This is a genomic window from Paenarthrobacter sp. NPDC057355 (assembly GCF_042667405.1).
Taxonomy (GTDB): Bacteria; Actinomycetota; Actinomycetes; order Actinomycetales; family Micrococcaceae; genus Arthrobacter.
This window is the reverse complement of record NZ_JBHVAL010000003.1, coordinates 174,712-199,109: the sequence shown is the minus strand read 5'-3', so window position 1 is coordinate 199,109 and position 24,398 is coordinate 174,712. Positions and strand designations below refer to the sequence as shown.

Here is a 24,398-nt window from a genome sequence, read left to right as displayed (position 1 = left end):
TGGCCTTCCCAAAAAGAAACCGCGACTTGTTCGAACATCACGCTCCGCAGGGAGGGGGCAGCGAACAAGCCGCGGTTTTATTGCTGTCTGTGTCCTTAGATGACGTAACGTTCGTCTTCGTGGTCACCGGGGTGGTCCTTGACCAGACCGGCGGCCAAGGTATTGCCGTCAATGGGGTCGATCACCAGGAAGGCACCCGTGCGACGGTGGTGCAGGTAGTTCTCCAACGGCAAGGGGGCAGCGAGCCGGAGCTGCGCGTTTCCGATGTCGTTGAGCTCCAGCGTTGAGGTCGGCTCCACGGCAAATGTAGCCAGATCCAGCTTGCCGGTGACGTTGCGGACCAGCGCCTGGACCGTGCGGGTTCCGTGCTTCACCAGGACCTTCTGCCCTTCGCGGAGGGGCTTCGGCGACAACCAGGCCAGCGCCGCGTACAGGTCAGCCGAGCTTTCGCGAACGGTTCCGGCTGCAGCGATGGTGTCCCCACGGGCGATGTCGATCTCGTCAGCCAGGCGGATGGCCAAGGACTGCGGCGCTGCGGCCTCTTCCAACGACTGGCCGGCGAAGTCGATGCCCACCACGGTGGTGACGCGCGGTTCGTGCCCCGGGCTGATGACGGAAACTTCGTCACCGACCTTCACGGAGCCTTCGGTGATCTGCCCTGCGTAGGCACGGTAGTCGCGGTACGCCTCCACATCGAGTCCGGCAGCCACGGCATCAGGGGCCAGGGCGCCCTGAGGACGGATGACCAACTGGACCGGGAAACGGAAGCTTTCCAGTTCGGCTTCGAGTTCATCCGCGGCCGGGAGGGTTTCGAGGACCTCCAGCAGCGCAGGACCTGTGTACCAGGGAGTGCGCTCGGAGCGGTCCACCACGTTGTCGCCGTCGAGGGCCGAAACAGGCACCACCAGCAGGTCAGCGACGCCATCGGAACCAAGTCCCAGCTCACGGGCAACCTTCTGCACGTCAGCCTCGATGTCGCGGAACACCTGCTCGCTGAAGTCCACGAGGTCGATCTTGTTCACGGCCACGATCACGTGCGCCACGCGCAGCAGCTGCAGCACGGACAGGTGGCGGCGGGTCTGCTCAAGCACGCCCTTGCGGGCGTCGATCAGTACGACGACGGCATCCGCAGTGGACGCGCCGGTCACCGTGTTCTTGGTGTACTGAACGTGGCCGGGGCAGTCCGCCAGGATGAAGCTGCGGCGGTCCGTGGCGAAGTAGCGGTAGGCCACGTCGATGGTGATTCCCTGCTCGCGCTCGGCACGCAGGCCGTCGGTCAGGAGGGCGAGGTCGATGCCGCCCTTGTCGCCGCCGAAGCCGCGGTCCGCGGAGGTGCGGGCAACGGCGTCGAGCTGGTCAGCCAGGATGGCCTTGGAATCGTGAAGGAGGCGGCCCACCAAAGTGGACTTGCCATCGTCGACCGATCCGGCGGTAGCGAAACGGAAAAGGGTGGTGGGCAGGGCTGTCTCCAGCCCGGCAGCCAATGTTTCGGTGCTCATTTAGAAGTAGCCGTCCTTCTTGCGGTCTTCCATGGCTGCCTCGGAGATGCGGTCATCTGCTCGGGTGGCGCCACGTTCGGTCAGGGTGGAGGCAGCGACTTCAACTACGACGTCGGCCACGGTGCGTGCGTCGGACTCGACGGCACCTGTGCAGGACATGTCGCCCACTGTCCGGTAGCGGACCAGCTTGGTGATGACGTCCTCGTGCGGAAGTGGCTGGGAGACCTCACCTACTGCACGCCACATGCCATCGCGGGCGAAGACCTCGCGCTCGTGGGCGTAGTAAAGGCTGGGAAGCTCGATGTTCTCGCGCTCGATGTAGCGCCAGATGTCCAGCTCGGTCCAGTTGCTGATGGGGAACGCGCGAACGTGCTGGCCCACGGTGTGGCGGCCGTTGTACAGGTTCCACAGCTCGGGACGTTGGTTGCGCGGATCCCACTGGCCGAACTCATCGCGGAGGCTCAGGATACGTTCCTTGGCACGGGCCTTGTCCTCGTCGCGACGGCCGCCGCCGAACACGGCGTCGAACTTGTTCTTCTGGATCGCGTCCAGCAGCGGGACCGTCTGCAGCGGGTTGCGGGTACCGTCCGCGCGCTCAGCCAGTTCGCCTCGGTCGATGAATTCCTGAACGGAACCCACCACAAGCTTCAGGCCCAGGCGCTCAACGGTGCGGTCGCGGAAATCGATGACCTCCGGGAAGTTGTGCCCGGTGTCCACGTGCAGGACGGGGAAAGGCACCTTGCCCGGCCAGAAAGCCTTGGTAGCCAGGTGCAGCATCACTACGGAGTCCTTGCCGCCGGAGAACAGCAGCGCAGGCTTCTCGAACTCGGCAACAACCTCGCGGATGATGTGGATGGCCTCGGACTCGAGGGTGTCCAGGCTGGAGAGACGCTCCACCGAGGATCCGCCGTGCCCGCTTCGCGATGCCCGCCACGCCGCGGCGGATTCCTCGGTCTCGCTCTGCAACTGGTTCAACTCGAGGTCCTCGCTGGTTGTTTGAGTGCTCATGTGTGTAGTCCGCATTCTGTCTTGTCGGATCCTGCCCAGCGGCCGGCTCGGGGGTCTTCGCCCGGGGCCACTTTGCGGGTGCAGGGCTGGCATCCGATGGACGGGTAGCCCTGGCTCAGGAGGGGGTTGACGGGGAGGATATTGTCCTCGGAGTACTCCAGCAGCTGGTCGAAGGACCAGTCCACCATCGGGTTCACCTTGACCAGGCCGAAGCCTTCATCCCAGGTGACCACGGGCGTGTTCGTGCGGGTGGGGGCCTCGTCGCGGCGGACACCGGTGAACCACACTTCGTAGCCGGAGAGCGAGCGGCGCAACGGCTGGACCTTGCGGAGGGCGCAGCATTGGGCAGCGTCCCGGGCGAACAGGTCCTTGCCCAGCAGGCGGTCCTGCTGCTCAACGGTGTTCTCCGGCAGGACATCCACCACGTTTACACGCAGGTTGGCAGCTACTTCGTTGCGGGTGTCGTACGTTTCCTTGAAGTGGTAGCCGGTTTCCAGGAACAGAACGTCGACGCCGGGAAGCTGGTCCGCGACCAAAGCCGGCAGAACGGCGTCGGCCATGGAGCAGGCGACGGTTACTGCAGGCAGTTCAAAGTTTCGCGCCACCCAGGCAATGGCTTCCTGCGCCGTGGCGTTCCAACCAAGCTCCGCGGCGCCGGCTTCAGCCAGCGCCTTGAGTTCTTCGTGGGACCGCAGCGTGCGGACAGCCGGAAGCGTCTGGGGATCTGTCATTGTAGATCTCCTTCATCTGCGGAGTGTGCCCACTCTGCGAAGGTCTGGCCCTCGGCGCCAACAGCGACGAACTTACGGACCACGCGCTCCACGTAATCGGGCAGGTCCTCCACCGTGACCTTCAGGCCGCGAACGGTACGTCCCAAACCGGCTTCCTCGCGCTCGTTGTTGGCCAGCCCGCCACCAAGGTGGACCTGGAAACCCGGGGTGGGGTCGCCGTCGGGCGTTGGCAGCATCATGCCCTTCAGGCCGATGTCGGCCGTCTGGATACGGGCGCAGGAGTTCGGGCAGCCGTTGATGTGGAGGGACAGTGCCGAGGGCAACTGCTTGGTCTCCACCAAGTCGGCCAGGCGGCGTTCCAGTTCAGCGATGGCGGTTGCAGCCGTGACCTTGGTTTCCACGATGGCCAACTTGCAGAACTCGATGCCGGTGCAGGCGATGGTCCCGCGGCGGAACACGGACGGTCGGGCGGAAAGGCCCAGGGTGTCCAGTTCCGCGATCAGCGGTTCCACCTGTTCCTTGGCGACGTCCAGGATGACGAGCTTCTGGTGCGGGGTGGTCCGCAGGCGGTAGGAACCGTGCAGCTCCAGGGTGTCCGCGAGCTTCACGAGTGCCTCGCCGGAGGTACGGCCAACAGTGGGGGTCACGCCGATGAAGAACTTGCCGTCCTTCTGCTCGTGGACGCCGATGTGGTCACCGGGAGCCGTGGGTTTGGGTGCGGCGGGTCCGTCGGGAAGCTTGAAGCCGAGGTATTCGTCCTCGAGGATCTGGCGGAACTTGGCCGGGCCCCAGTCGTTCATCAGGAACTTCAGGCGTGCTTTGGTGCGCATGCGGCGGTAGCCGTAGTCACGGAAGATGCTCGTGACGCCGAGCCAAACCTCGGCGGCAACATCGGCCGAGACGAACACACCGAGGCGTTCGGCGAGGCGCGGGTTGGTGGACAGGCCGCCACCGACCCAGAGGTCGTAACCGGCACCGAGCTCGGGGTGGACAACACCAACCAGGGCAAAGTCGTTGATTTCGTGCACCACGTCCTGGGACGGGTGGCCGGTGATGGCGGTCTTGTATTTACGCGGCAGGTTGGCCAGCTCGGGGTCGCCGATAAAACGCTCGGCGAGTTCGTGTATGAGCGGCGTGGGATCGATGATCTCGTCCTTGGCGATGCCCGCAACCGGGGAGCCGAGGATAACGCGCGGCACGTCGCCGCACGCTTCGGTGGTGGAGAGGCCAATGCCCTCCAGGCGGCGCCAGATCTCGGGCACATCCTCCACGCGGATCCAGTGCAGCTGGATGTTCTGGCGGTCGGTCAGGTCAGCCGAGCCGCGGGCGAAGTCCACGGAGATCTGGCCGATGACGCGCAACTGCTCGGTGGTGAGGGCACCGCCGTCGATGCGCACGCGCAACATGAAGTACTTGTCTTCGAGCTCGTGCGGTTCAAGCGTGGCGGTCTTGCCGCCGTCGATCCCGGGCTTGCGCTGGGTGTAGAGGCCCCACCAGCGGAAACGGCCGTGCAGGTCCGTGCCGTCGATGGAGTCGAAGCCTTCTTTTGAGTAGACAGACTCAATGCGCTCACGGACGTTCAGCCCGTTGTCTTCCTGCTTCCAGGTCTCGTTGGCGTTGAGCGGCGTGGTGCCGTCCACCTTCCACTGGCCGTGGGGCTTGGCCGCCGGACGGGTGCGTGCTGGGCGCGAAGGGACTGCGGCGTCAGCGGACGCACCGGCTACAGCTGTATCTGTCATACATCGACTGTAGGTCTGGCCAGATTTGGCCAGCAAAGGTCTGGAAATGTTGAGTCACCTAGGGAAACATTTCGTCACGAACACGCCGACTGCCTTGTTCCCGGGCGCTGGATATGCAGGTCCCCGAAGCCCGGATTTCCTTGCAAACAAAGGTTAGGAGAGGCTTTCCAACACTGCGTCGAAACGCTCCAGCGCAATCTCCGCCAGAACCGTAGACGGCAGCAACGGATCCGTCACAACGTCGGCGCCAGCCTTGAAAAGCTGGTCATGGAAATAGCCGGTGGCCAACAGGTAGGACGCGACAAAAACGCGGCCACCGCTTCCGGCGAGCTCAGCACGCAAGGAGGCGACGCCGTCGGGCACTGTCGGCTGGGCGCTGGCACCATAGGCGACCCGCACCTTGTTCGGCAGCAGCTCAGCGAGCAAACGCGCCTGCTCCTCCGAATCCACCGACCCGTCCGGAAGTGACGAACCGGCGGCAGCCAGCAGGACGCCGTCGTTCTCCTGCAGCCCGGCGTTGCGCAGGTGCATGGCCAGCAGCTCCGCCAGCCGCGGATCGGGACCCAGCGGCCTGGCGGCCACTACCTCGGGCCTGCTCTTGATCGCCTTGGGAACGTCAACCTTGATATGGAAGCCGGTGGAAAGCAAAAGCGGTACGACGACGGCGGCAGTTCCCTCGGGCAGGCCCTCCACCACCCCGGACAATTCAGGCTCCTGCACGTCCACGTAGGCCTCCAGGACCCGAAGCCCGGGACGGAGTTCCTCGATTTCGGCCATGACCTGGCGGATGGCTGCCTGCCCCTCGGCATTGCGGGTTCCGTGGGCACAGGCGATCAAAACGGGGCTGTTCATGGGAGCTAGCGTAACGTTGAGCCAGCACCTGTTGTGAAGCACGTTAAGAAAGAACCAGTCCCCGTGATTTCCTTTGACATTGTTCTTCTCTGGCTTGACCTCATCGGTGTGTTCTTTTTTGCCGTCTCGGGGTCGTTGCTGGCCGCCCGGAAGCAGTTCGACTTTGTCGGTTCGATACTCCTTGCGTCCATCGCAGCACTTGGCGGCGGCGTCATCCGCGACATCGTCATCAACGCCGGTCCGCCCATCGCCTTCACAAATCCCGCCTATCTGGCGCCTCCCCTGCTCGCGGCGATGCTGGTCTACTACCTGTTCTCCTCCGTCCAGCGCTTCACGTCACTTTTGACGCTGTTCGACGCCGGCGGGCTGGCTTTGTTCTGCATCACCGGAACCCTCAAGGCAATCAGTGCCGGCATGAATCCCGTGGCGGCGATACTGCTGGGTGTCACCACCGGCGTGGGCGGTGGCTTGCTCCGGGACATCACCGCGAACGAAATCCCCACCCTGTTCAACAACCGCGATATCTATGCGCTGCCTGCCTTTGTCGGAGCGGGACTGACCACGTTGCTGTGGCACCTTGGGCTCTTCAGTGGGCTGACGGCGTGTGTGATCGCCGGGGTTGTTTTCGCCTTCCGGGTAACCGCCTGGCGTCGCGGCTGGTACGTGCCGTTGGCAGTCCGTGGCTGGCACCGTGCCGGGACCGGCGGAGGCGCAATTTCGGGTGCCCGGGATTAGCTAGGATAAGAGCATGACTGACATGTTCCTCGAGAAGTTCCGCGCGCTGGTCCCAAAGTATCTCGAGGATGAATGGCAGGAAGAAGACGGCCTCACGCCAGAGGAACTGGACGACGCCCTCGCCGAACACTCCTTCACCATCCCGCTGGTCCTGCGCGAGTTCTACCTTGCCATCGGCGGTTGCGAAGACCTCATGGAGGCCTACCACTACTTTTGGGACCCCGAGGAACTCGAAGTCGATGACGAAGGCTTCCTCATGTTCCTGGAGGACGAGGACGAACAGTTCACTTGGGGCTTCCGCACCGCCGACCTCAACATCCCGGACCCCATCGTGTGGCGCCGTAACAACGCCCGCGGCCAGTGGAAGAGCGAGGAAGGTACGTTCTCCGAGTTCGTGTTCGACATGTTCGAGTGGGCGTTCAACGACGAGGACTAGGTTTGCTGTCCACGCAGCCCCCGCGCAGCCGTTTGGTTGCGCGGGGGCTGTTTTTGTTTGGCGCCTGTACCGCCACGACCCACATTGGGTTTCTAAACACCGCGCCACGCCGTTTTCCGGGGGTCCCGGCGACCTTCTGCTCGCAAAGTTGGTTGTGGCGGCACGGCTTTGGGCCCAAAATTTACGACGGCGGCGGGCCGGCTATGTAGCGGAGGGGCCCGTAGCGGCCGGTTTCCCTGTTCGCCAGGACCGCAAGGACTTCGTCCACCATCTTCTGTGGCTGATACACAACGTCTGCATAGTAGTAATGCAGACTCATGAAGCCGCCCCTCAAACCCGAGTTGCTTCGGTACCAATCCTTCTTCACCTGCTTTGGCTCGAAGTGTGTCCCGCCGTCGAGTTCAACAATCACGCAGTCCTCGATCAGGCAGTCCACTTCACCCACGCCGGGGACGTTTGCATGCATCTTGACGCGGAGGCCTGCCCTTTTGAAGTGCGTATGGGCGAGGACTTCCAGGAGTGAATCTGCTCGCGGAAGGACAAGATCCAGAATTGCGCGGGCTTTGCCGTTCCGGTTTCCTCCCATCTTGTTTTCCAGGAATTTGGTGGTCAACAGTGCTTGGCTGACCGCGCTCTGCACCATGACGAGTGATTCCAACTCCGGTAGACATCTCAAGGCGTGCAGCAAAACATCACCAACACCTGCCACCGGCAGAAATGGGTGGTCCGGGTGTATGCACTGACCGTGGTGAACAACCTGGTGACGGGCCAACCCCGTTCCGCAGCTGAGATGGAGGTCATTGGCGCTATCAAGGGTCCACAACTGATAAAAGCGAGCAGCGGAAACGCAGGTCAGCTTTCCGTTGGAACGAAACGCGGCTACTACGTCCGGGGCTGCCTTCCGTGAAACGTAGACACCGCGATGCAGTCTGGTGACGATCCCTTTGCTGACGGCATTGGCCAGAGCCCGGCGTGTAAAACCCGCTGCGTAGAGTGCTTGGGCAGTTGCAGCCCCTTCACGGCTGCGGAGAAAATCAACGATGTCCATATGCAAATAGTCCAGCCAGGACGGCTCACGGCGTTGGGGTGAATAGGGCTATGTGGAAAACGTTCCGTGCCTCCGCCACCGACTTTGCTGCAAGAACCAGCCACAACTCCCCCAGTTCCGGCGTGTCACCCGCTCCCCGACATCAATGTGGGTGCTGACGGCGCGAGCTCAACCTGTAAACCACAGCACTACAAACGAAAATCCGTTGACGCGAAGAGTTGCCAATTTGACAGGATTGTCATAAGCTATTCACGGATCCACTAAATGCCTCCGGTGGGTCTGATGCGAACGGAGATTGTGGTCCCGGTTCGGTGCAGCGTATGACTCGTAACGTTGCAGCGGACCGGGGCCATTCCGTTTTAAGCACGCTGTGAGCCCGTGCCCCCACCACCCACATTGACGGCAGAAGGGCGGGACACGCCGCGAAATGCTGCCCAGGGCCCGAATGCTCACCCAAAGTTGGTCGTGGCGGCACAGGGCCCGTCGCAAAGCCCAGCAAAAGCGCAGAAACCCAGGCACAAAAAACAGGCGCCCAGCCCATGACGAGCCGGACGCCTGCGGGAAAGCAGGGAAATTAGCTGCTGCGGTCCACCACAGCGTGGGCGAAGTTGGTCAGGGAGTCCTTCACGACACCCTCGGGCAGCGGGGCCAGGGCCGCGACGGCCTCGGCTGACCACTGGCGGGCGATCTTCCAGGACTCACTGGTGACAGGGTGCTCACGCAGGCCGGCCACGGCCTCAGCCAGCGCCTCATCCGAGGACAGGTCGCCGTCGATCAGTTCAAGAAGGGCGACGGCGGACGTGTCACCCGCCGCTGCATCGCGGCGCAGCAACAGCACAGGGAGGGTGGGAACGCCTTCACGGAGGTCAGTGCCCGGGGACTTGCCGGACTTGACCTTTACTCCGGTGACATCAATGACGTCGTCGGCCAGCTGGAATGCGACGCCGACCTTTTCGCCGTACTCAACCAGCACGTCCTCGTATTCCGGAGCAGCGCCGGCGAAAATCGCACCGAGCTGCCCGGAAGCAGCAACCAAGGACCCGGTCTTGTCTGCAATCACCGAGAGGTAGTGCTCCACCGGATCCTCGTCTTCGCGCGGCCCCACGGTTTCGTGCAGCTGGCCAAGGCACAGCCGCTCAAAGGTGCGGGCCTGGATGCCGAGAGCCCGGGACCCGAGTTCTGAAACCAGGATGGAGGCGCGGGCAAAGATAAGGTCGCCGGTCAGGATGGCCACCGAGTTGCCCCAGACTTCGTGGGCAGTGGGAGCCCCACGGCGGAAAGGCGCGGAGTCCATCACGTCATCGTGGTAGAGCGTGGCCAGGTGCGTGAGCTCAACAACAACGGCTGCCTGTACAACCTCGGGACGTGAGGCGTCGCCCAGGTGTGCGCACAGCAGGGTCAGCAGCGGGCGGATCCGCTTGCCTCCGGCTTCCACCAGGTGGCGCGACGTCGCGTCAGCCAGCGGGTCCGAGTTGGAGATCGCTTCGCGAAGCTTCTTCTCCACCCGGGCAAGATTGTTGGTGATGGCCGGGCCAAGCTCGGCGTCGCCTGCGATGGCGGCAAAACCTGCGGGCAGCTGGAGGCCCGTTGCAATCGCCGTGGTGTTCAGGGAAGGCTCGTTGGAGTCCGGCAAGCCGTGCCCGGCATGCGTCCAGCTGTGTTCGGCAGAGTTCGTCACGGGTTAACCCTAACTAGTTGTTGCGGAAACCGCGGTGTCGGAGCCTGCCGGCGTCAGGGCGCGGGCAGAGGAAGTGTTTGACGTTGCCGGAACCAGCATCTCGAGGACGCGGATCACGCGGTCTTCGAAGCCCTTCGCGGACGGGTCGGTCAGGTTGGCGAGCATGCGCACCACAAAGCGCATCAGGACCGGAATGGGCATGCCGGTGCGCAGCGCAAGCTTCATCACTGCAGGCTTGCCGATCAGGGATGCAAACATCCGTCCCAGCGTGAAGTGCGAACCCCACTGCTCACGCACATAGTCCGCGTACCGCGCAAGGTGGGCATCGGCGTCGTGCGTGGACCAACCGGCGGAGGCTGAGCGCGAAGAAGCGTCAATCAGGAACTCAGCCGCGAAACGGGCCGACTCCATCGCGTAGGAGATTCCTTCGCCGTTGAACGGGGACACCATGCCGCCGGCGTCGCCCAGCAGAAGCAGCCCGGGCGAGTAGTGCGGCGTGCGGTTGAAGCCCATGGGCAGCGCGGCGCCACGGATCTCCCCCACCTGGTTTTCGGGAGTGAAGCCCCACTCGGAGGGCATGCCGGCGGTCCATTCGCGCAGGACCTGCTTGTAGTCGAGCTTGCCGAATTCCTTGGAGGAGTTCAGGATGCCGAGGCCCACGTTGGAGGTGCCGTCGCCGACCCCGAACACCCAGCCGTAGCCGGGCAGCGGCTTGCCGGACTTGCCCGGTAGTTCCAGCCAGCCTTCCATCCAGTCGTCCTCGTGGCGGGGCGAGGTGAAGTAGGTGCGCACCGCGACGCCGAGCGGCCGGTCGTCGCGCTTATGCATCCCCAGCGACACGGCGGTTCGCGTGGAGTTACCGTCCGCGGCGAGTACGACGTCGGCATGGAAGTCGCGCTGTTCGCCCGTCTTGCGTCCGGACTCGTCAAGGATCGAGGCGCGAACACCGATGACGCGACCGGCGTCGTCGGTCAGCGCAGAGGTGACGCTGTGGTGCTCGAGCACCACGGCGCCGGCTGCCTGTGCGTGACGGGCAAGGTCCTCGTCGAAACCGAGGCGGGTGCGAATCAGGCCGTAGGTGGGAAAGTCCGCAACTTCCGGCCAGGGCAATTCGATGGTGCGGCCACCGGCAATGAGGCGCAGGCCCTTGTTGCGGCGCCATCCCTCGTCAACGGCATGGGGCAGGCCCAGCTTCTGGATCTCGCGGACGGCTCTCGGAGTGAGCCCATCTCCGCAGACTTTCTCGCGGGGAAACGACGTTTTTTCCAGCACAGTGACGTCGATGCCCGCTTGGGCGAGGTAATACGCGGCTGTGGACCCGGCAGGGCCCGCGCCGACAATCAGTACTTTCACGTCGTCCTAATCAGCAACTTAGCCGGACTGGGCGCCCGTTCGGCGCGGTTTGATCTGGCGGCGCAACTTGGCCACGGGAACACTTTCGCGGTGCTCGGCAGGCTTCTGCGCCCGGTGCACGGCAACAATCCCGCCACTGAGATTGCGGTAGGTGATGTCCGTCCAGCCTGCATCCGCGAGCCATTGCGCCAGGTGGTCCTGGTCCGGCCAAGCACGGATGGACTCGGCAAGGTACACGTAGGCATCCGGGTTGGAGGAGACCTTGGTGGCGATGGCCGGGAGGGCCCGCATCAGGTATTCGGTGTAAAGGTTGCGCCACAGCGGAACCACAGGGTGGGAGAACTCGGCGATGACCAGGCGGCCACCGGGCTTGGTGACGCGCAGCATCTCCTCCAGTGCCTTGCGGGGTTCCACGACATTGCGCAGGCCGAAGGAAATGGTGGAGGCGTCAAAGCTGTTGTCCGCGAACGGCAGGTTGGTGGCGTCCCCTGCAATGAAGTCGATGTCCGGGCGGCGGCGCTTGCCCACCTTGAGCATGCCCAGGGAGAAGTCACAGGCCACAACATCCACGCCCGCATCGGCGTAGGGCTCGCTGGACGTTCCCGTTCCGGCGGCGAGGTCAAGGACCTTCTGACCCTTCTTTACATCCATGGCGTCCACCACGATCCGGCGCCAACGCCGGGTCTGCCCCATGGACAAGACGTCATTGACGACGTCGTATTTTGGGGCGACATCATCAAACATCGTCGCAACTTCGTCCGGACGCTTTTCCAAGGATGCTCGGTTCACCCAGTAATTGTCTCAGACATTCCGCAGACTTTGCTGCGCTGTAGAAGTCGGCTCAGGTTCTGCTCCCGCGCGGGAGTACTGTTGTTCCATCATGACGAGTACGCTCCGCACCTTGACAGTCCCCCTCGATGTTGATTCATCCTCCGGGGGGCTGCCGTCATTTCTGGTGCGGGACGACGTTCTTTGCTGGTCCCGGCGCGAAGCCGGCCTGGTGGGCTATGGCGAGCTGACCCGCTTCAATGCCACCGGCCCCGAGCGTTTCCTCGAGGCCGATATCTGGTGGCGGCACCTCATTCTTGAGGCAGAGATCACTGATTACGTGGAGCTCCCGGGCACCGGTCCTGTGGCATTCGGTTCCTTCGCTTTCTCCAAGACCTCCCCGCACGTTTCCCGCCTGATCCTGCCGGAATTGGTGATCGGCATCCGTGACGGTCGCGCCTGGGCCACCCAATTGACGTTCGACGCCGGCCCCCTCACCGAGGCGAGCGTCCTCGCCAGCGTGGACCGCTGGCTCGCCGGCACCAACGGTGACGAGTCCGCCCAAGGAGGGTCCGACGTCGGACTGTCCCCTGAGGCCGTTGCCGAAGACGGCTACCTCAGCCACGGTTCGCTCAGCGAAGAAAACTGGATGAAAGCTGTAGCCGACGGGGTCGAAGAGATCCGTGCCGGCAAGCTGGAGAAGCTGGTGTTGGCGCGCGACGTCGTTGCCACCCTTCCGGCCGGCGTCAACGCGGCCGAGGTTCTTCGCCAGCTGGCCGCGAGGTACCGCGAATGCTGGACCTACGGTGTTGACGGCTTGGTTGGCGCAACACCTGAAATGCTGATTCAGGTGGAAGGCCGTACTGCGCAGGCCCGGGTCCTGGCGGGAACCCTGGACCGTCGGGATGCCGATGGCATGGACGGCTCCCCCATGGAATACGCCGAGCGGGTCTTGGCCGGTTCGGACAAGCAGCGGCATGAACACGAAATCGCCATTGATTCCCTGACGCGGCAACTGGCACCGTTCTCCGAGGCGATGAATTCCCACAGCGAGCCGTTCATTCTGGAGTTGCCCAACGTGTGGCATTTGGCCTCGGATGTGAAAGCCGAGTTGGCCGATATCGAGGGACATGTGCCTACGTGCCTGGCGCTCATCAACGCCCTGCATCCTACGGCGGCTGTCTGCGGAACTCCCACCCTGGTGGCGGGCGCCTTGATCCGGAAACTCGAGCATTTGGACCGCGGGCCGTATGCCGGGCCGGTCGGATGGCTCGACGCCGCCGGCAATGGAGAGTGGGGCATAGCGCTGCGCGGAGCCGTGATCGAGGACGCGAATACTGTGCGCCTCTACGCAGGTTGCGGCATCGTGGAGGGCTCGCAGCCCGAGGCGGAACTCGCCGAGACCTGGGCCAAGTTCCGGCCAATGCTCGAGGCATTGGGAATCAAGCGCTGAATCTGGGATTCCAGACAGACCTTCTGCTTTGGTGGTTGATAAGTGCGTAAACTGGTTATCTAATAGTGAAACTTCGTTTCCTGTGATGCACATCTCATGTTCGGCGCTACACTAAAACCGACTCAGTTCAGCATCCACCGCAACAAAAGGTAAAACACATGCAGATCTCCCGTTCGGTTCTGTCCGGCACCAAGATTGCCGCCGTGCTCGCAGCCGGCGCATTGGCCCTCACCGCCTGTGGTGGTTCCTCGACTCCCGCAGCCTCGGATGGCTCGGGCCTGAAGCTCATCAACGCCGGCAAGCTGACTGTGTGCTCGGATGTCCCCTACGAGCCCTTTGAGTTCCAGAAGGACGGCAAGATTGTCGGCTTCGATATGGACATCGCTGCAGAGATCGCCAAGGACATCAAGGCAGAACTCAACGTGGTGGACAGCTCCTTCGAGGCCATCGAGACCGGCACCGCACTGACAGGTTGCGACGTCTCAATCTCCTCGATCTCCATCACGGACGTCCGCAAGAATGTCATGGACTTCTCCAGCCCGTACCTGGACGATGACCTGACCCTCGTTGCCAGTTCGTCATCCGGCATCAGCAACATCGACAGCGCCAAGGGCAAGAAGGTCGGCGTCCAGCAGGCGACCACCGGTGCACAGTACGCCAAGGACAAGGGCATCGACGCACAGCAGTTCGAGGACTCCGGCCTCCTGGTCCAGGCCCTCAAGGCCGGCACCATCGACGCCGCCATCGGTAACCAGTCCGTTCTCGGCTACGCCATCAAGGACGATTCCAACCTGAAGCGCGTTGAGGACTACGCGACGGGTGAGAAGCTGGGCATCGCCATCAAGAAGGGCAACACCGCCATGGCAGACGCTGTGAACGGCACCCTGAAGCGCATCACTGACGACGGCTCCCTGAAGAAGTTCCAGACCACCTGGTTCGGCGAAGCCACCAAGTAGTCCGAGCCCCGGCTCTCCCGAGATCCACGCAGCCGGGCCCCGAAACGATACGTTGTTTCGGGGCCCTGCTGCGCAACATGAATGTGAGAACACCATGGCAATGACTGCACGTCAACGAGCCAAAGTCAGTTTGTACGTCCAGGCGGGCATCTTCGTTGTGGTCCTGGCCGCAGTGATCCTTGCCGTGGACTGGAAGACGATCGGCACCAGCGTCTTCAACTTCGCCAAGATCGGCCCGATGTTCCCGGACATCTTCCTGGTGGGCCTCAAGAACACCCTCATCTACACAGCGCTGGCCTTCGTGGTGGGCTTGTCGGGCGGCCTCCTGCTCGCCCTCATGAAGCTCTCTTCCTTCCCGCTGTACCGCTGGATTGCCACCGGCTACATCGAGTTCTTCCGCGGCGTCCCTGCCCTGCTGGTCTTCATCGCCTTTGGCTACGGTGTTCCGCTGGCCTTCGGTGTCCAGTGGGATGTCAACGTCGTGGTCATGGTTTCGCTGGGCATGGTGGCTTCGGCCTACATCGCTGAAACCCTCCGTGCAGGCCTGCAGGCCGTACCCAAGGGACAGATGGAAGCAGCCCGCTCGCTGGGCATGCCGCACTGGCGGGCAATGGTTTCCATCGTCATTCCCCAGGCGTTCAAGATCGTCCTTCCCCCGCTGACCAACGAGATCATCCTGCTCACCAAGGACTCCTCGCTGATCTACGTCCTGGGCCTCACGGCTTCCCAGTACGAGCTCACCAAGTTCGGCCGCGACGGCATCTCGAGCCTGGGCGCAGGCCTCACCCCCTTGCTGGTGGCTGGTGCTTTCTACTTGGTCATCACCATCCCGTTGAGCCTCCTTGCAAGGAAGTTCGAAAGCCGCTCCGCGCGGACCAAGCGATAGGCAGGACAGTCATGAACAACTCCACTGGGAGCACGGCCGCCGTTCGCGCCGCCGGCGTCGACATCAAGGACCTCCGCAAGTCCTACGGCAGCAACGAGGTCCTCAAGGGCATTTCACTGACCGTGGAACCGGGCCAGGTAGTCTGCCTGATCGGCCCGTCGGGCTCCGGCAAGTCCACCCTCCTTCGCTGCGTCAACCTGCTGGAACACCCCAACGCCGGCACCATCAACGTAGGCGAATTCGAGGCCACCGATCCTGACGTCGACCTCAACAAGATGCGCCAAAGCGTCGGTATGGTCTTCCAGCATTTCAACCTGTTCCCGCACCTGAGCGTGCTGGACAACTGCACCATCTCGCAGATGAAGGTGCTCAAGCGCTCCAAGTCCGAAGCCGGCGAGGTGGCACGCCACAACCTCGAACGCGTTGGCCTGGGACACTTGGCAGACCGTTTCCCGGACCAGCTCTCCGGTGGCCAGCAGCAGCGCGTGGCCATTGCACGCGCTTTGTCCATGGACCCCAAGCTCATGCTTTTCGATGAGCCCACTTCCGCCCTGGACCCTGAAACCGTGGGCGATGTCCTTGCCGTCATGCGCAAGCTGGCCCAGGAAGGCATGACCATGCTGGTGGTCACCCACGAAATGGGCTTCGCCCGCGAAGTGGCCGACCGCGTTGTCTTCATGGACGCCGGTGTTGTGGTGGAGGAAGGCCCGGCCGAGCAGGTCATCAGCGCCCCCACCCAGCCGCGAACCAAGGAATTCCTGCGCCGCGTCCTTGACCCGACCCACATCGTCGTCGAGGAAGCTTAAGTCCTTCTGCTTTGGAGGCGGGCGGCACTCACATTGAGTGCCGCCCGCCTTTCGTTTTTCACGCTCTCTCACATCCCACCGGCTTGCCGCCAACGCTCGCTCACATCCCACCCGCTTGCGGCCGACGCTCAATCGCATCCCACCGGGAAAACGCTCAACCCGCTGTCATAACCTGGCCAACGGCCGCGCTGATCGCGTCCTTGATCCGGGCATGAAGTCCGCGTAGGCCCGCCCGGTCCACGCGCACCTCCACGATGGTGCGTCCCTTCAGCGGCGCCTTGAGCGCTTCGGCAAGTTCCGCCGTCGTGCTTACCGCTTGGTGCCCGACGCCGTAGGCCGCCGCGAGTGCCGCGATGTCCACTGAGTGAGGGGTGCCAAAGAGACGCTCGACGGCGGTGCCGTAGGCGCCCGAGTCTTCCACAGCACCGTGTTCGAGAAGACTGAAAATGGCCCCGCCGGAGTCGTTGAGCACCACGATGCGGAGGTCCGGCGTAGGTTCGCCCTGGCCGAGGAGGAGGCCGCCGACGTCGTGGAGGAAGGTGACATCGCCCAGCAGGACGGTGGTTTCGCGCCCGCTGCCCAGGGCGATTCCCGTGGCCGTGGCAATGGTGCCGTCGATGCCGGCGAGGCCGCGGTTGGCGTAGACGGTGGCGATGGGTTCGTGGTGCGGTTGGCCGGCGAGGTCGACGTCCCGGATGCCGTTGGAGGAGCCCAGGACCAGTTGCCCGCGGGAGTGTGCCCACACGGCTGCGCCTATGGAGGGGCCGTTCGCGACGTTCTCCCCCGCAAGCACGCCGTCCAAGGCATGTTGGGCAGCGGCCCCGGCCAGAAGCCAGGAATCCAGCCATTCCGCCGAACCGCGGCCCGCGAAATCTGCCAGTTCAGGGAGGGTTTCCACAGGTGTTTCGCGGCGGCGACCGGCCTCATACCAAGCGACCGGGACGGGCTGGTAAATCGCGGATTCCACGGATTCGCGTGCCAGGAGTGCTGCAACAGGGCGGGACAGCGTGGCTCGGCCGAACAGGACCACTCGCTCGATGGGAGTCGGCGAGCCCGGACCGAAGTGCTCCAGCAACACCCGGTACGGCCCCACCGCGTTAGGTCCGAAGCGGGCGTTCGAGGACGGTTCCGCGAGCAGTGGAAGGCCGTGGGCGCGGGCGAAGGCTTCGGCCACCGGACCGGCGTCGTGGCCTGCGAGGACCACCGTCCGTCTCTCGGAAAGTGCTGCGGATGCCGGCGGAAGATCCAAAGCTTGGGGACCGGCGTCGTAATGGAACACGCCGTGTCCTTGCGTTTCCGGCAGGGCGTCGCCGACCTCCGGAATCAGCGGATCGCGGAAAGCGAGGTTCACCTGGACGGGGCCGGGAGGAGTGTCTTCGAGCGCGCCCGTTGCTGCGTAGAGCGCGGTAGCCATGGCTTTCTGCGGGTCCTCCCCCGCGGCGACGTCGACGGCGAAGCGAACGTGATCGCCGAAAAGGTCCAGTTGGATGGTGGTCTGGTTCGCCCCGGTACCGTGGAGTTCCTCGGGGCGGTCCGCTGAGATGACCACAACCGGAACGGCTGAATGGTTCGCTTCCATGACGGCGGGCAGCAGGTTTCCCACTGCGGTGCCGGAGGTGGTCAGGACAGCGACGGGAGCCTCCGAGGAGAGGGCGAGACCGAGCGCGGTGAATCCGGCGTCTCGTTCGTCGATCCGGACGTGGAGCCGGATCCGGCCAGCTGCTTCCGCTTCGGCGAGCGCATACGCCATGGGTGCAGAACGCGACCCCGGCGCAACCACGGCGTGCCGCACGCCGCCGTCGAGCAGCGCAGTTACGGCGATCCGGGCGGCGGCGATGGATGTCAGAGAGTCCTGGGAAGTCACCGTTCCAGTCTATTGGCGCAGACGGCGACCCAACCCTCACTCACATCCCACCACCTTCCGGCCGACCCTCCATCACACCCCAGGCGGACGTGAACGAGCGTCGGGCCCAAACACCCGGGACGTGAACGAGCGTCGGGCCCAAACACCGGGGATGTGAACGAGCGTGGGAGACAGAAGCGCTCCCCTATCTCCGAGAGACAAGGGAGCGCTTCAGCGGATCACCTACTTGCGGAAGACCTGCACAATCGACGGGCGGGGTGCCCGCACCGCACCGGCGGCAGGGGTGGCCCCAGCGGGTACGTAATCCGGGAAGAACGAGTGGGGCGCGTCGAACGTGCCTTCCTCACCCGGGTGCTGGACGGCGACGAATACCGTGCGCTCCTCGTCGTGGATGATCGGACCACAGGTCTCGGCATCGCGGGGAACAGCCAGGAATTGTTCCACCTTGCCGCGCTCCGGGCCCTCGAGGGTGACCTTGAACAGACCGTCGTTGTAGCCAATGGTTGACGGAGCACCGTCTGTGGAGATCCAGAGGTTGCCTACGGAGTCGAACGCCACGTTGTCCGGGCAGGAAATCGGAGAGACCTTGTCGGCCGGGAACCCGGAGAAGTACGTGGAGCTGTTCTTCGAGGGATCGCCAGCAACCAGCAGGAGGGTCCAGTTGAACTTCGTACCCGTCTGGCCCGGAGCCTCCGTGATTTCCACGATGTGGCCGTCCCGGTTCAGTGTGCGCGGGTTGACCTCCGTAGCGCCTTCCTTGCCGGCTTTGCCACGGTCGGAGTTGTTGGTGCAGGCCACGTAGATCTTGCCGGTGAGCAGGCTGGGCTGGACGTCTTCGCAACGGTCCATCTTGGTGGGGCCAACCTTGTCGGCGGCCAGGCGGGTGTAGACAAGGACCTCGGCGACGGACATCCCCGGGACGGCTGATGCCCCGCCAACCACCAGCGGCAGCCATTCGCCGGAACCATCGAAGGCTCCGTCGGCGGGCAGCTTCCCGCTGCCATCGATCTCCGCACCAGGCGAGTCGCCCGTGAAGCGGGCCACGTACAGGTCACCTTCGGAGAGAAGGCTCATGTTGTTCTTGCGGGCTGCCTTCGAATCGCCCGGCTGGTACTTGCCCTTGGAGACGAACTTGTAGAGGTAGTCGAAGCGCTCGTCATCACCCATGTATGCCACTACGCGGCCGTCCGGAGCGACAATGACGTTGGCGCCCTCGTGCTTGAAGCGTCCCATGGCGGAGTGCTTCCTGGGCGTGGACGTGGGGTCGAACGGATCAACTTCGACGATCCAGCCAAAGCGGTTGCTTTCGTTGGCGTATCCGGAGTTGCGGGTGTCGAAACGTGGCTCGTCGAGCTCCCACTGGCGGGTGGTCGGCTTCGATGAGAGACCATAGCGCTTGTCTGCGTCGCTGGTTCCGGGAGCTGCAAAGTAGCCGTTGAAGTTTTCTTCGCCGGAGAGGACGGTGCCCCAAGGAGTGGTGCCACCCGAACAGTTACCGAGAGTCCCTTTGATGTAACGCCCGGCCGGGTCATCGATGGTCTTGACCAGATTGGTGCCTGCAGCCGGGCCGGTCAGTTCGTACACAGTGTCGGTAAGGAAGCGCCGGTTCAGCGCAGCACCTTGAACGTAGCTCCACGGCTTGTTCTTGTTTTTGCGTTCCAGCTCCACCACTGCCAGACCGTGTGCGGCACGGCCAATGGCGCGGGCTTCCGCGGCATCGAAGCCAACCGGCAGCATGATGTTCTCGTTGGTGTACTCGTGGTTGGTGAAGAGCACGGCACGGCGGTCCTTGGAGCCCGGGATCGGCAGGATGTCCGTGTAGTCGTTGTTGTAGCCGAACTGACGTGCCTGGGCGGCGGCCGTCTGCTTGGTGATGTCGAAGGCGGGCGAGTCCGCGAACAGCGGGTCACCCCAGCGGATGATGGGGTTCCAGCCGAAGCCCTCAGGAACCGTAAAGGCATCGACGGCGGCGTCGACAGGCTTGATGGCTGTGAACTGCAGCTTGGACTTGTCGAAGCCCTTCTTTGCTGCGTCGGACAGTCCGTTGCCCGCATCGGCGACGGCGGAATCGGTGCCGGTCACGGCACCACCAAGAACGACGGCGAGCGCCCCTGCTGCGCCAAGGCCCAGGGCCGCGCGGCGAGACATCGCCGTCGAGGCAATATCGCGGAAGTAGCCGTTGGCGCTGGTGTTGCACACTTCGCCTGCGCAGGCGTTGTCGCACTTGAGCGCACACGTTACTGCGCTGCGCTTACCCTTGGTGTGGCCGAGCATGGGCAGCAGCGGGAACTTGCGGCCGGTGGTTTCAGACATGGGGGGACCTTCCAGAGTGTGTACGAGGTTCCCGACGAGCCTTTCAGCGCAATCCGAAGCTCAGTGGTCTGTCCGGTTAAGACACGGTGAACAACCCGTGCTGGTTGTTTGCCAGGACTTCGTGCACGCGCCGGAGCCGGTCCAACCACCAATCCTGACGTTCCCTGGGCGCCGCGTACTGCTCCAGTAGCCCTGGGTCGGCGGTGATGTCCCGCAGCCGGATGGCGCCGTCGTCGGCTACAAGGGGATCCCTGGTGATGTCGGACGCAAAGAGCGAAACTGTACCCAGGCCGCAGGCGTATGGCAGCGTGGGAAGAGCGGCCGCGAGCGCCAGGCCCCCGCGGATACCCACGGAGGTGTCCAGTGCGGAACTGACGACGGCGGGCAGCCCGGCTTGTTCGACGATGTCCAGGGCCCGTCGGACTCCCCCAAGGGGCGCCACCTTGACCACGATGAGGTCGGCCGCCCCGGCCTTGGCCACACGCAGGGGATCGTCTTCCTTGCGCACGCTCTCGTCCGCTGCGATGAGGACGGGGGTGCCTGCCGCGGCCAATCGCCGCCGCACTTCAGCCAAGCCGGTAATGGTTGAAACAGGTTGTTCGGCGTACTCAAGCCCATACGGAGCCAGTGCCCCCAGTGCTTCAACGGCTTCCTCAACGTCCCACCCGCCATTGGCATCTACCCTGATGGCGGCCTCGGGAAACGCCCGCCGGACTGCTGCCACCCTCGCCAGGTCATCGGACAGTTGTTGTCCCTTTTCGGCGACCTTGACCTTGACGGCGTCGACCCGTCCAAACCTGGCCAGGACATCGGGGACGCGGTCTGCCGAAACCGCAGGAACCGTGGCGTTGACCGGAATGGTGTCCCGCAGCGGTTCCGGGAACCCAAGCCAGCCCGCTTCCAGGGCGGCTGCCAACCAGCGGGACGATTCGTCGTCGTCGTATTCCGGGAAGGGACAGAACTCACCCCAACCCAGCGGCCCACGCAAAAGGAGAGTCTCGCGCTCCATGATGCCCCGGAACTTCACGCGCATGGGCAACGAGACCACGGAGGCGGAATCAAGGAGTTCTTCGAGGTCTGGAAGGCGCTTAGGGTGAGGAAGGCGTTCAGGCATATTGCCACTGTACCGGCGGCCTTTGACGGCGCTGCGAGGGAAGGTTGGCTATGTGGAAAAGTGCTACGACCAGTATTTGCCCACTTGTTCACGCGCCCGGGCCAAAGACTCAGCAGGCACAGTGACGGAGCCTTCGGCTAACCCCACATCGTCCCACTTTGCAACGATCCGCAGGTCACCTTCGGCGGGCAGCGGCCATAACCAGTACTGGGCGTGACCCACCGCCTGTTCGTCACCGGCACTGCTGCCACTGCCTTCCTGCGGCACTAAAACAGGTCCAATGCCCTCGACCATGGAAGGGTCCCCGGCAAAAGCCTTTCGACCATCGGGCAGTGCTGCACCGACCATGATTCCCGGCAACCCGGGTCGCTCAAAGCTGCGCTCCATGACATCCCGCCAATCCTGGCCGGCTTCGTCCGAGCGCCGCACGGACCACACCAGATCCAGAATGCATCCCGTGGAGAAGACCTCCACCGCTTTCAGCGCCACCACCGCGTTGGGGCCCCGGAGCACGAAGCCGCCGGAAGTCACGATGCCAGGCAGTTCGTCCGACGGCGGCCCGGACCATTCGGCCCTGCCCGGCTGCGGTTCGCGTAGCCCGGCGGGGGCCTCAGGGAGGTCGTCGAAGAAGCTCATGCTCCATCCATACACCGCCACGCATCCTCTGGGGAAGGCCACCTTGCAACCGAGAGCCTGCAACCGCGATACTCTCGAAGTCACAACACGATGTGGGGGAAACATGAGTCAAGCAATGCCCGGTTCGACGACGCCTCCCGGCTGGTACCCGGACCCCTCTTTCCCGCAGCGGATGCGTTGGTGGGACGGTGTGCAATGGACGCCGCATCTGGCACCATTATCGGCGCAAATGATGCCGCCTCAGCGCGTATTGATCAGCAACCAGACTCCGGTGTACAACCCGTTTATTTGGGCGATCACTCTCCTGCCACTGGTCACTCTGCTGCTGATGTTCACCTGGCAGCCGGAGTTCCGCATCATCACGACGCGCCAAGGCACCACCACCCTGGATCCGACTTCGATCTATTCCCCCGGATACTTTCTGCTCCAGGGCGTAGGGTTCGTCACCTACGGTTTGTCGGTCTTCTTCGCGTTCCTTGATCGCCAGCGCCTGGCGAATTCGGGCGTGATCCGACCTTTCCACTGGGCTTGGTGCTTCCTGAGCCCTACGGTTTACATCATTGGGCGGACCGTGATCGTTCGGAAGGTAGCCCTCGGCCGGGGTCTCGCACCGATTTGGGCCATGATCGGAACCTACATCGTCTCGCTGATCGTTGTGGGCATTTGGATGACCAATTTCATGTCTCAGATCTATTCGCAGATTGGCTACTCCGTAAACGCCTAGCGGCCAAGGGATGCAATGACTGACGCCTCAGCGCCTGGCCCGCTTCCGGAACCCACCACGACGCCGGCACCTGGCTGGTACGCCGACGCTTCGGATCCGCGGTACTACCGTTGGTGGGACGGCACTGCTTGGACGGAACATGTAGGACCGCCGGCTTCTCCGTTGCTGAACCAACGCCCAGCTCTCAGCCCGGGGACACCGGTGTACAACGCCTTCGCCTGGGGCATTGCCGGATTGCCTTTGCTTCCAGCAGTGTCAGCACTGGCGTGGAACCCGCAAATCCGGTTCCTGACATCGCGCACGGGCGATCCCGTTCCTGATCCCTCGTCTGTCCTGGACTCCGGCTATTTCCTGATCATGGGATCCTTGGCGTTTGTCTACGTAGCCTCAATTGTCCTGGCTTTCTTTGACCATCGAGGCCTCAAAAGCAAGGGCGTTGTTCGGCCGTTCCACTGGGCCTGGGCTTTTATGTACATGGGCAGCGTGGTTTACATGATTGGCCGGACAGTGGTGGTAAACAAGGTCGCCCCCGGACGTGGATGGTGGCCAATGGCTGTACTGACCGCAGGTTGGTTGCTCTACATGGTGGTAGCCGGCCTCAAAAGCATGGAGTTTATGCGCTCCATCTTCTCCGGCATGGGCTAAGCCGCCTAAGCGCCTGCAGCCAAGCCTCACACGCGTTAGGTAGACTGCTGACTAAGCGTCAGGAGAGGACATCGATGAACCGCAAGGCCACCGCATTGGACGTCGCCAAGAGGGCCGGCGTGTCCCGAAGTGCGGTCTCACTCGTCCTCAATGGCCGGGGTGACGGCAATGTGGCCAAGGAAAGCCAGGACCGCATCCGTTTGGCGGCCCAGGAGCTGAACTACTCCCCCAATGCCATTGCCCTCAGCCTGCGGAACCAGCGATCACGCGTCATTGGCATAGTCTCCGACGCGGTAGTAGTGAGCCCTTTCGACGGCAACATCATCGGCGGCGCGGACGACGTCGCGCGCAGCCGTGGCTTCGTCACCGTTGTCATGGACACCGAGAGCGACGCCGCCCGGGATGCCAGTGCCATCGAGACCCTCCTGGACCGGCAGGTGGATGGCCTGATGTACGTGACTGTGGGCTTGAAGCCGATCGAGATCCCGCAAGGTATGCTCCGCGTCCCGTCAGTCCTGGCCAACTGCTACGACGAGCACCCCCAACCCCAGCTTCACCACGTCATCCCGGACGAAGTCACCGGCGGCCGCGAGGCCACGGAACACCTCTTGAAACTCGGTCACCGGGATATCGCCCTTGTGGCCGGTGCCGGCGAAGACCCTGCCGCTCCCCTCCGCGTGCAGGGTTTCAAGGACGCTTTTGAGCACGCCGGGATCGGCATCAGGGAGGACCGGATCACGCACGCCGGCTGGGATATCAATGACGGCTTCACCTGGGCCATGCGCCTGCTCGACGACGTGGAAACCACCAACCGGCCGACCGCCATCATGTGTGCCAACGACCGCCTGGCCATCGGCGTTGCGCTGGCGGCATCGCGCCTTGGCCTCAGCATCCCCGGCGACCTCTCCATCATGGGCTACGACGACGAACACCGGATCGCCAACACCATGGTCCCTGCCCTCACCACCATGGCCCTGCCGTTGCGTGAGATCGGGCAGGCAGCCATGGCAGCTCTCTTGGGAACCATTGAGGGGACTGAAAGCACGGGCACTGAAAGCACGACGGCGGCCCCCACCATGGAGACGCTGGTCCCCTGCCGCTTGGTGGTGCGGGAGTCAACGGGCCCAGCACCACGCTGAGCCCCACGTGCGAGG

23 protein-coding genes and 1 pseudogene are annotated in these 24,398 nt (G+C 63.6%); 10 read left to right on the top strand and 14 right to left on the bottom strand.

Annotated elements, in window-relative coordinates; translation table 11 throughout:
- Positions 1-95: 95 nt before the first annotated feature.
- The 5 genes from ACFUOZ_RS06430 to ACFUOZ_RS06410 form a co-directional block, all read right to left on the bottom strand.
- The gene (locus ACFUOZ_RS06430) at positions 96-1,499 is read right to left on the bottom strand and encodes a sulfate adenylyltransferase subunit 1 (protein ID WP_377545895.1); all 1,404 of its coding nucleotides are present in this window, start codon (positions 1,497-1,499) and stop codon (positions 96-98) included.
- Positions 1,500-2,507 (bottom strand): sulfate adenylyltransferase subunit CysD, encoded by a 1,008-nt coding sequence (cysD, locus tag ACFUOZ_RS06425; RefSeq protein ID WP_377545893.1) that lies wholly within the window; start codon positions 2,505-2,507, stop codon positions 1,500-1,502.
- Positions 2,504-3,238 carry a phosphoadenylyl-sulfate reductase gene (locus ACFUOZ_RS06420; RefSeq protein WP_377545891.1) on the bottom strand — a complete coding sequence of 245 codons (735 nt, stop codon included), beginning with the start codon at positions 3,236-3,238 and terminating at the stop codon, positions 2,504-2,506. The genes cysD and ACFUOZ_RS06420 overlap by 4 nt, the downstream gene beginning before the upstream one ends.
- Entirely contained in the window at positions 3,235-4,977 is a 1,743-nt protein-coding gene (locus tag ACFUOZ_RS06415; RefSeq protein WP_377545889.1) for a nitrite/sulfite reductase, read from the bottom strand. The genes ACFUOZ_RS06420 and ACFUOZ_RS06415 overlap by 4 nt, the downstream gene beginning before the upstream one ends.
- Positions 4,978-5,130: 153 nt before the next feature.
- The gene (locus ACFUOZ_RS06410; protein ID WP_377545887.1) at positions 5,131-5,829 is read right to left on the bottom strand and encodes a sirohydrochlorin chelatase; all 699 of its coding nucleotides are present in this window, start codon (positions 5,827-5,829) and stop codon (positions 5,131-5,133) included.
- Between the two features lie 63 nt (positions 5,830-5,892).
- On the opposite strand from ACFUOZ_RS06410, the gene ACFUOZ_RS06405 reads away from it, so the two are divergent.
- The gene (locus ACFUOZ_RS06405) at positions 5,893-6,564 is read left to right on the top strand and encodes a trimeric intracellular cation channel family protein (protein WP_377545885.1); all 672 of its coding nucleotides are present in this window, start codon (positions 5,893-5,895) and stop codon (positions 6,562-6,564) included.
- Between the two features lie 13 nt (positions 6,565-6,577).
- Positions 6,578-7,000 carry a hypothetical protein gene (locus ACFUOZ_RS06400; RefSeq protein ID WP_377545883.1) on the top strand — a complete coding sequence of 141 codons (423 nt, stop codon included), beginning with the start codon at positions 6,578-6,580 and terminating at the stop codon, positions 6,998-7,000.
- A 181-nt stretch (positions 7,001-7,181) separates the two neighbouring features.
- On the opposite strand, the gene ACFUOZ_RS06395 is transcribed toward ACFUOZ_RS06400, so the two are convergent.
- Entirely contained in the window at positions 7,182-7,643 is a 462-nt protein-coding gene (locus ACFUOZ_RS06395; RefSeq protein WP_377545999.1) for an endonuclease domain-containing protein, read from the bottom strand.
- 36 nt (positions 7,644-7,679) lie between these two features.
- On the opposite strand from ACFUOZ_RS06395, the gene ACFUOZ_RS06390 reads away from it, so the two are divergent.
- Complete coding sequence (locus tag ACFUOZ_RS06390; RefSeq protein WP_377546001.1) at positions 7,680-7,907, top strand: hypothetical protein; 228 nt, start codon at positions 7,680-7,682, stop codon at positions 7,905-7,907.
- Between the two features lie 12 nt (positions 7,908-7,919).
- On the opposite strand, the pseudogene ACFUOZ_RS06385 reads toward ACFUOZ_RS06390, so the two are convergent.
- The 4 genes and pseudogenes from ACFUOZ_RS06385 to ACFUOZ_RS06370 all read right to left on the bottom strand — a co-directional run.
- Positions 7,920-8,048, bottom strand: a pseudogene (locus ACFUOZ_RS06385) (type IV toxin-antitoxin system AbiEi family antitoxin domain-containing protein); the annotation flags it as partial.
- 574 nt (positions 8,049-8,622) lie between these two features.
- The gene (locus ACFUOZ_RS06380) at positions 8,623-9,726 is read right to left on the bottom strand and encodes a polyprenyl synthetase family protein (protein WP_377545881.1); all 1,104 of its coding nucleotides are present in this window, start codon (positions 9,724-9,726) and stop codon (positions 8,623-8,625) included.
- Between the two features lie 9 nt (positions 9,727-9,735).
- Positions 9,736-11,079: a geranylgeranyl reductase family protein gene (locus tag ACFUOZ_RS06375; protein WP_377545879.1), complete on the bottom strand. Its 1,344-nt coding sequence runs from the start codon at positions 11,077-11,079 to the stop codon at positions 9,736-9,738.
- Positions 11,080-11,097: 18 nt separating this feature from the next.
- Positions 11,098-11,868 carry a demethylmenaquinone methyltransferase gene (locus ACFUOZ_RS06370; protein WP_262275738.1) on the bottom strand — a complete coding sequence of 257 codons (771 nt, stop codon included), beginning with the start codon at positions 11,866-11,868 and terminating at the stop codon, positions 11,098-11,100.
- A 91-nt stretch (positions 11,869-11,959) separates the two neighbouring features.
- Here ACFUOZ_RS06370 and ACFUOZ_RS06365 point away from each other — a divergent pair, with 91 nt between their 5' ends.
- The 4 genes from ACFUOZ_RS06365 to ACFUOZ_RS06350 all read left to right on the top strand — a co-directional run bounded on the left by ACFUOZ_RS06365 (position 11,960) and on the right by ACFUOZ_RS06350 (position 15,948).
- Positions 11,960-13,300, top strand: coding sequence for an isochorismate synthase MenF (locus ACFUOZ_RS06365; RefSeq protein WP_377545877.1), 1,341 nt, complete (start codon positions 11,960-11,962; stop codon positions 13,298-13,300).
- A gap of 158 nt (positions 13,301-13,458) precedes the next feature.
- A complete protein-coding gene (locus tag ACFUOZ_RS06360; protein WP_377545875.1) occupies positions 13,459-14,256 on the top strand; it encodes an ABC transporter substrate-binding protein in 798 nt (265 codons plus the stop codon).
- A 94-nt stretch (positions 14,257-14,350) separates the two neighbouring features.
- Positions 14,351-15,142, top strand: a complete 792-nt coding sequence (locus tag ACFUOZ_RS06355) for an amino acid ABC transporter permease (protein ID WP_262275740.1) — start codon at positions 14,351-14,353, stop codon at positions 15,140-15,142.
- Positions 15,143-15,153: 11 nt separating this feature from the next.
- A complete protein-coding gene (locus tag ACFUOZ_RS06350) occupies positions 15,154-15,948 on the top strand; it encodes an amino acid ABC transporter ATP-binding protein (protein ID WP_377545873.1) in 795 nt (264 codons plus the stop codon).
- 154 nt (positions 15,949-16,102) lie between these two features.
- Here ACFUOZ_RS06350 and menD read toward each other — a convergent pair whose 3' ends face one another.
- The 4 genes from menD to ACFUOZ_RS06330 form a co-directional block, all read right to left on the bottom strand.
- Entirely contained in the window at positions 16,103-17,812 is a 1,710-nt protein-coding gene (gene menD, locus ACFUOZ_RS06345; RefSeq protein WP_377545871.1) for a 2-succinyl-5-enolpyruvyl-6-hydroxy-3-cyclohexene-1-carboxylic-acid synthase, read from the bottom strand.
- A 222-nt stretch (positions 17,813-18,034) separates the two neighbouring features.
- Positions 18,035-20,125 carry a PhoX family protein gene (locus ACFUOZ_RS06340; RefSeq protein ID WP_377545869.1) on the bottom strand — a complete coding sequence of 697 codons (2,091 nt, stop codon included), beginning with the start codon at positions 20,123-20,125 and terminating at the stop codon, positions 18,035-18,037.
- Positions 20,126-20,201: 76 nt separating this feature from the next.
- Complete coding sequence (locus tag ACFUOZ_RS06335) at positions 20,202-21,239, bottom strand: o-succinylbenzoate synthase (protein WP_377545867.1); 1,038 nt, start codon at positions 21,237-21,239, stop codon at positions 20,202-20,204.
- Between the two features lie 63 nt (positions 21,240-21,302).
- Positions 21,303-21,875: a hypothetical protein gene (locus tag ACFUOZ_RS06330; protein WP_377545866.1), complete on the bottom strand. Its 573-nt coding sequence runs from the start codon at positions 21,873-21,875 to the stop codon at positions 21,303-21,305.
- Positions 21,876-21,978: 103 nt separating this feature from the next.
- Here ACFUOZ_RS06330 and ACFUOZ_RS06325 point away from each other — a divergent pair, with 103 nt between their 5' ends.
- From ACFUOZ_RS06325 to ACFUOZ_RS06315, 3 genes are all read left to right on the top strand, one after another.
- Positions 21,979-22,599 (top strand): DUF2510 domain-containing protein, encoded by a 621-nt coding sequence (locus ACFUOZ_RS06325; RefSeq protein ID WP_377545865.1) that lies wholly within the window; start codon positions 21,979-21,981, stop codon positions 22,597-22,599.
- A gap of 15 nt (positions 22,600-22,614) precedes the next feature.
- A complete protein-coding gene (locus ACFUOZ_RS06320) occupies positions 22,615-23,244 on the top strand; it encodes a DUF2510 domain-containing protein (RefSeq protein ID WP_377545863.1) in 630 nt (209 codons plus the stop codon).
- A 74-nt stretch (positions 23,245-23,318) separates the two neighbouring features.
- Positions 23,319-24,383: a LacI family DNA-binding transcriptional regulator gene (locus ACFUOZ_RS06315; RefSeq protein ID WP_377545861.1), complete on the top strand. Its 1,065-nt coding sequence runs from the start codon at positions 23,319-23,321 to the stop codon at positions 24,381-24,383.
- Positions 24,384-24,398 lie beyond the last annotated feature (15 nt).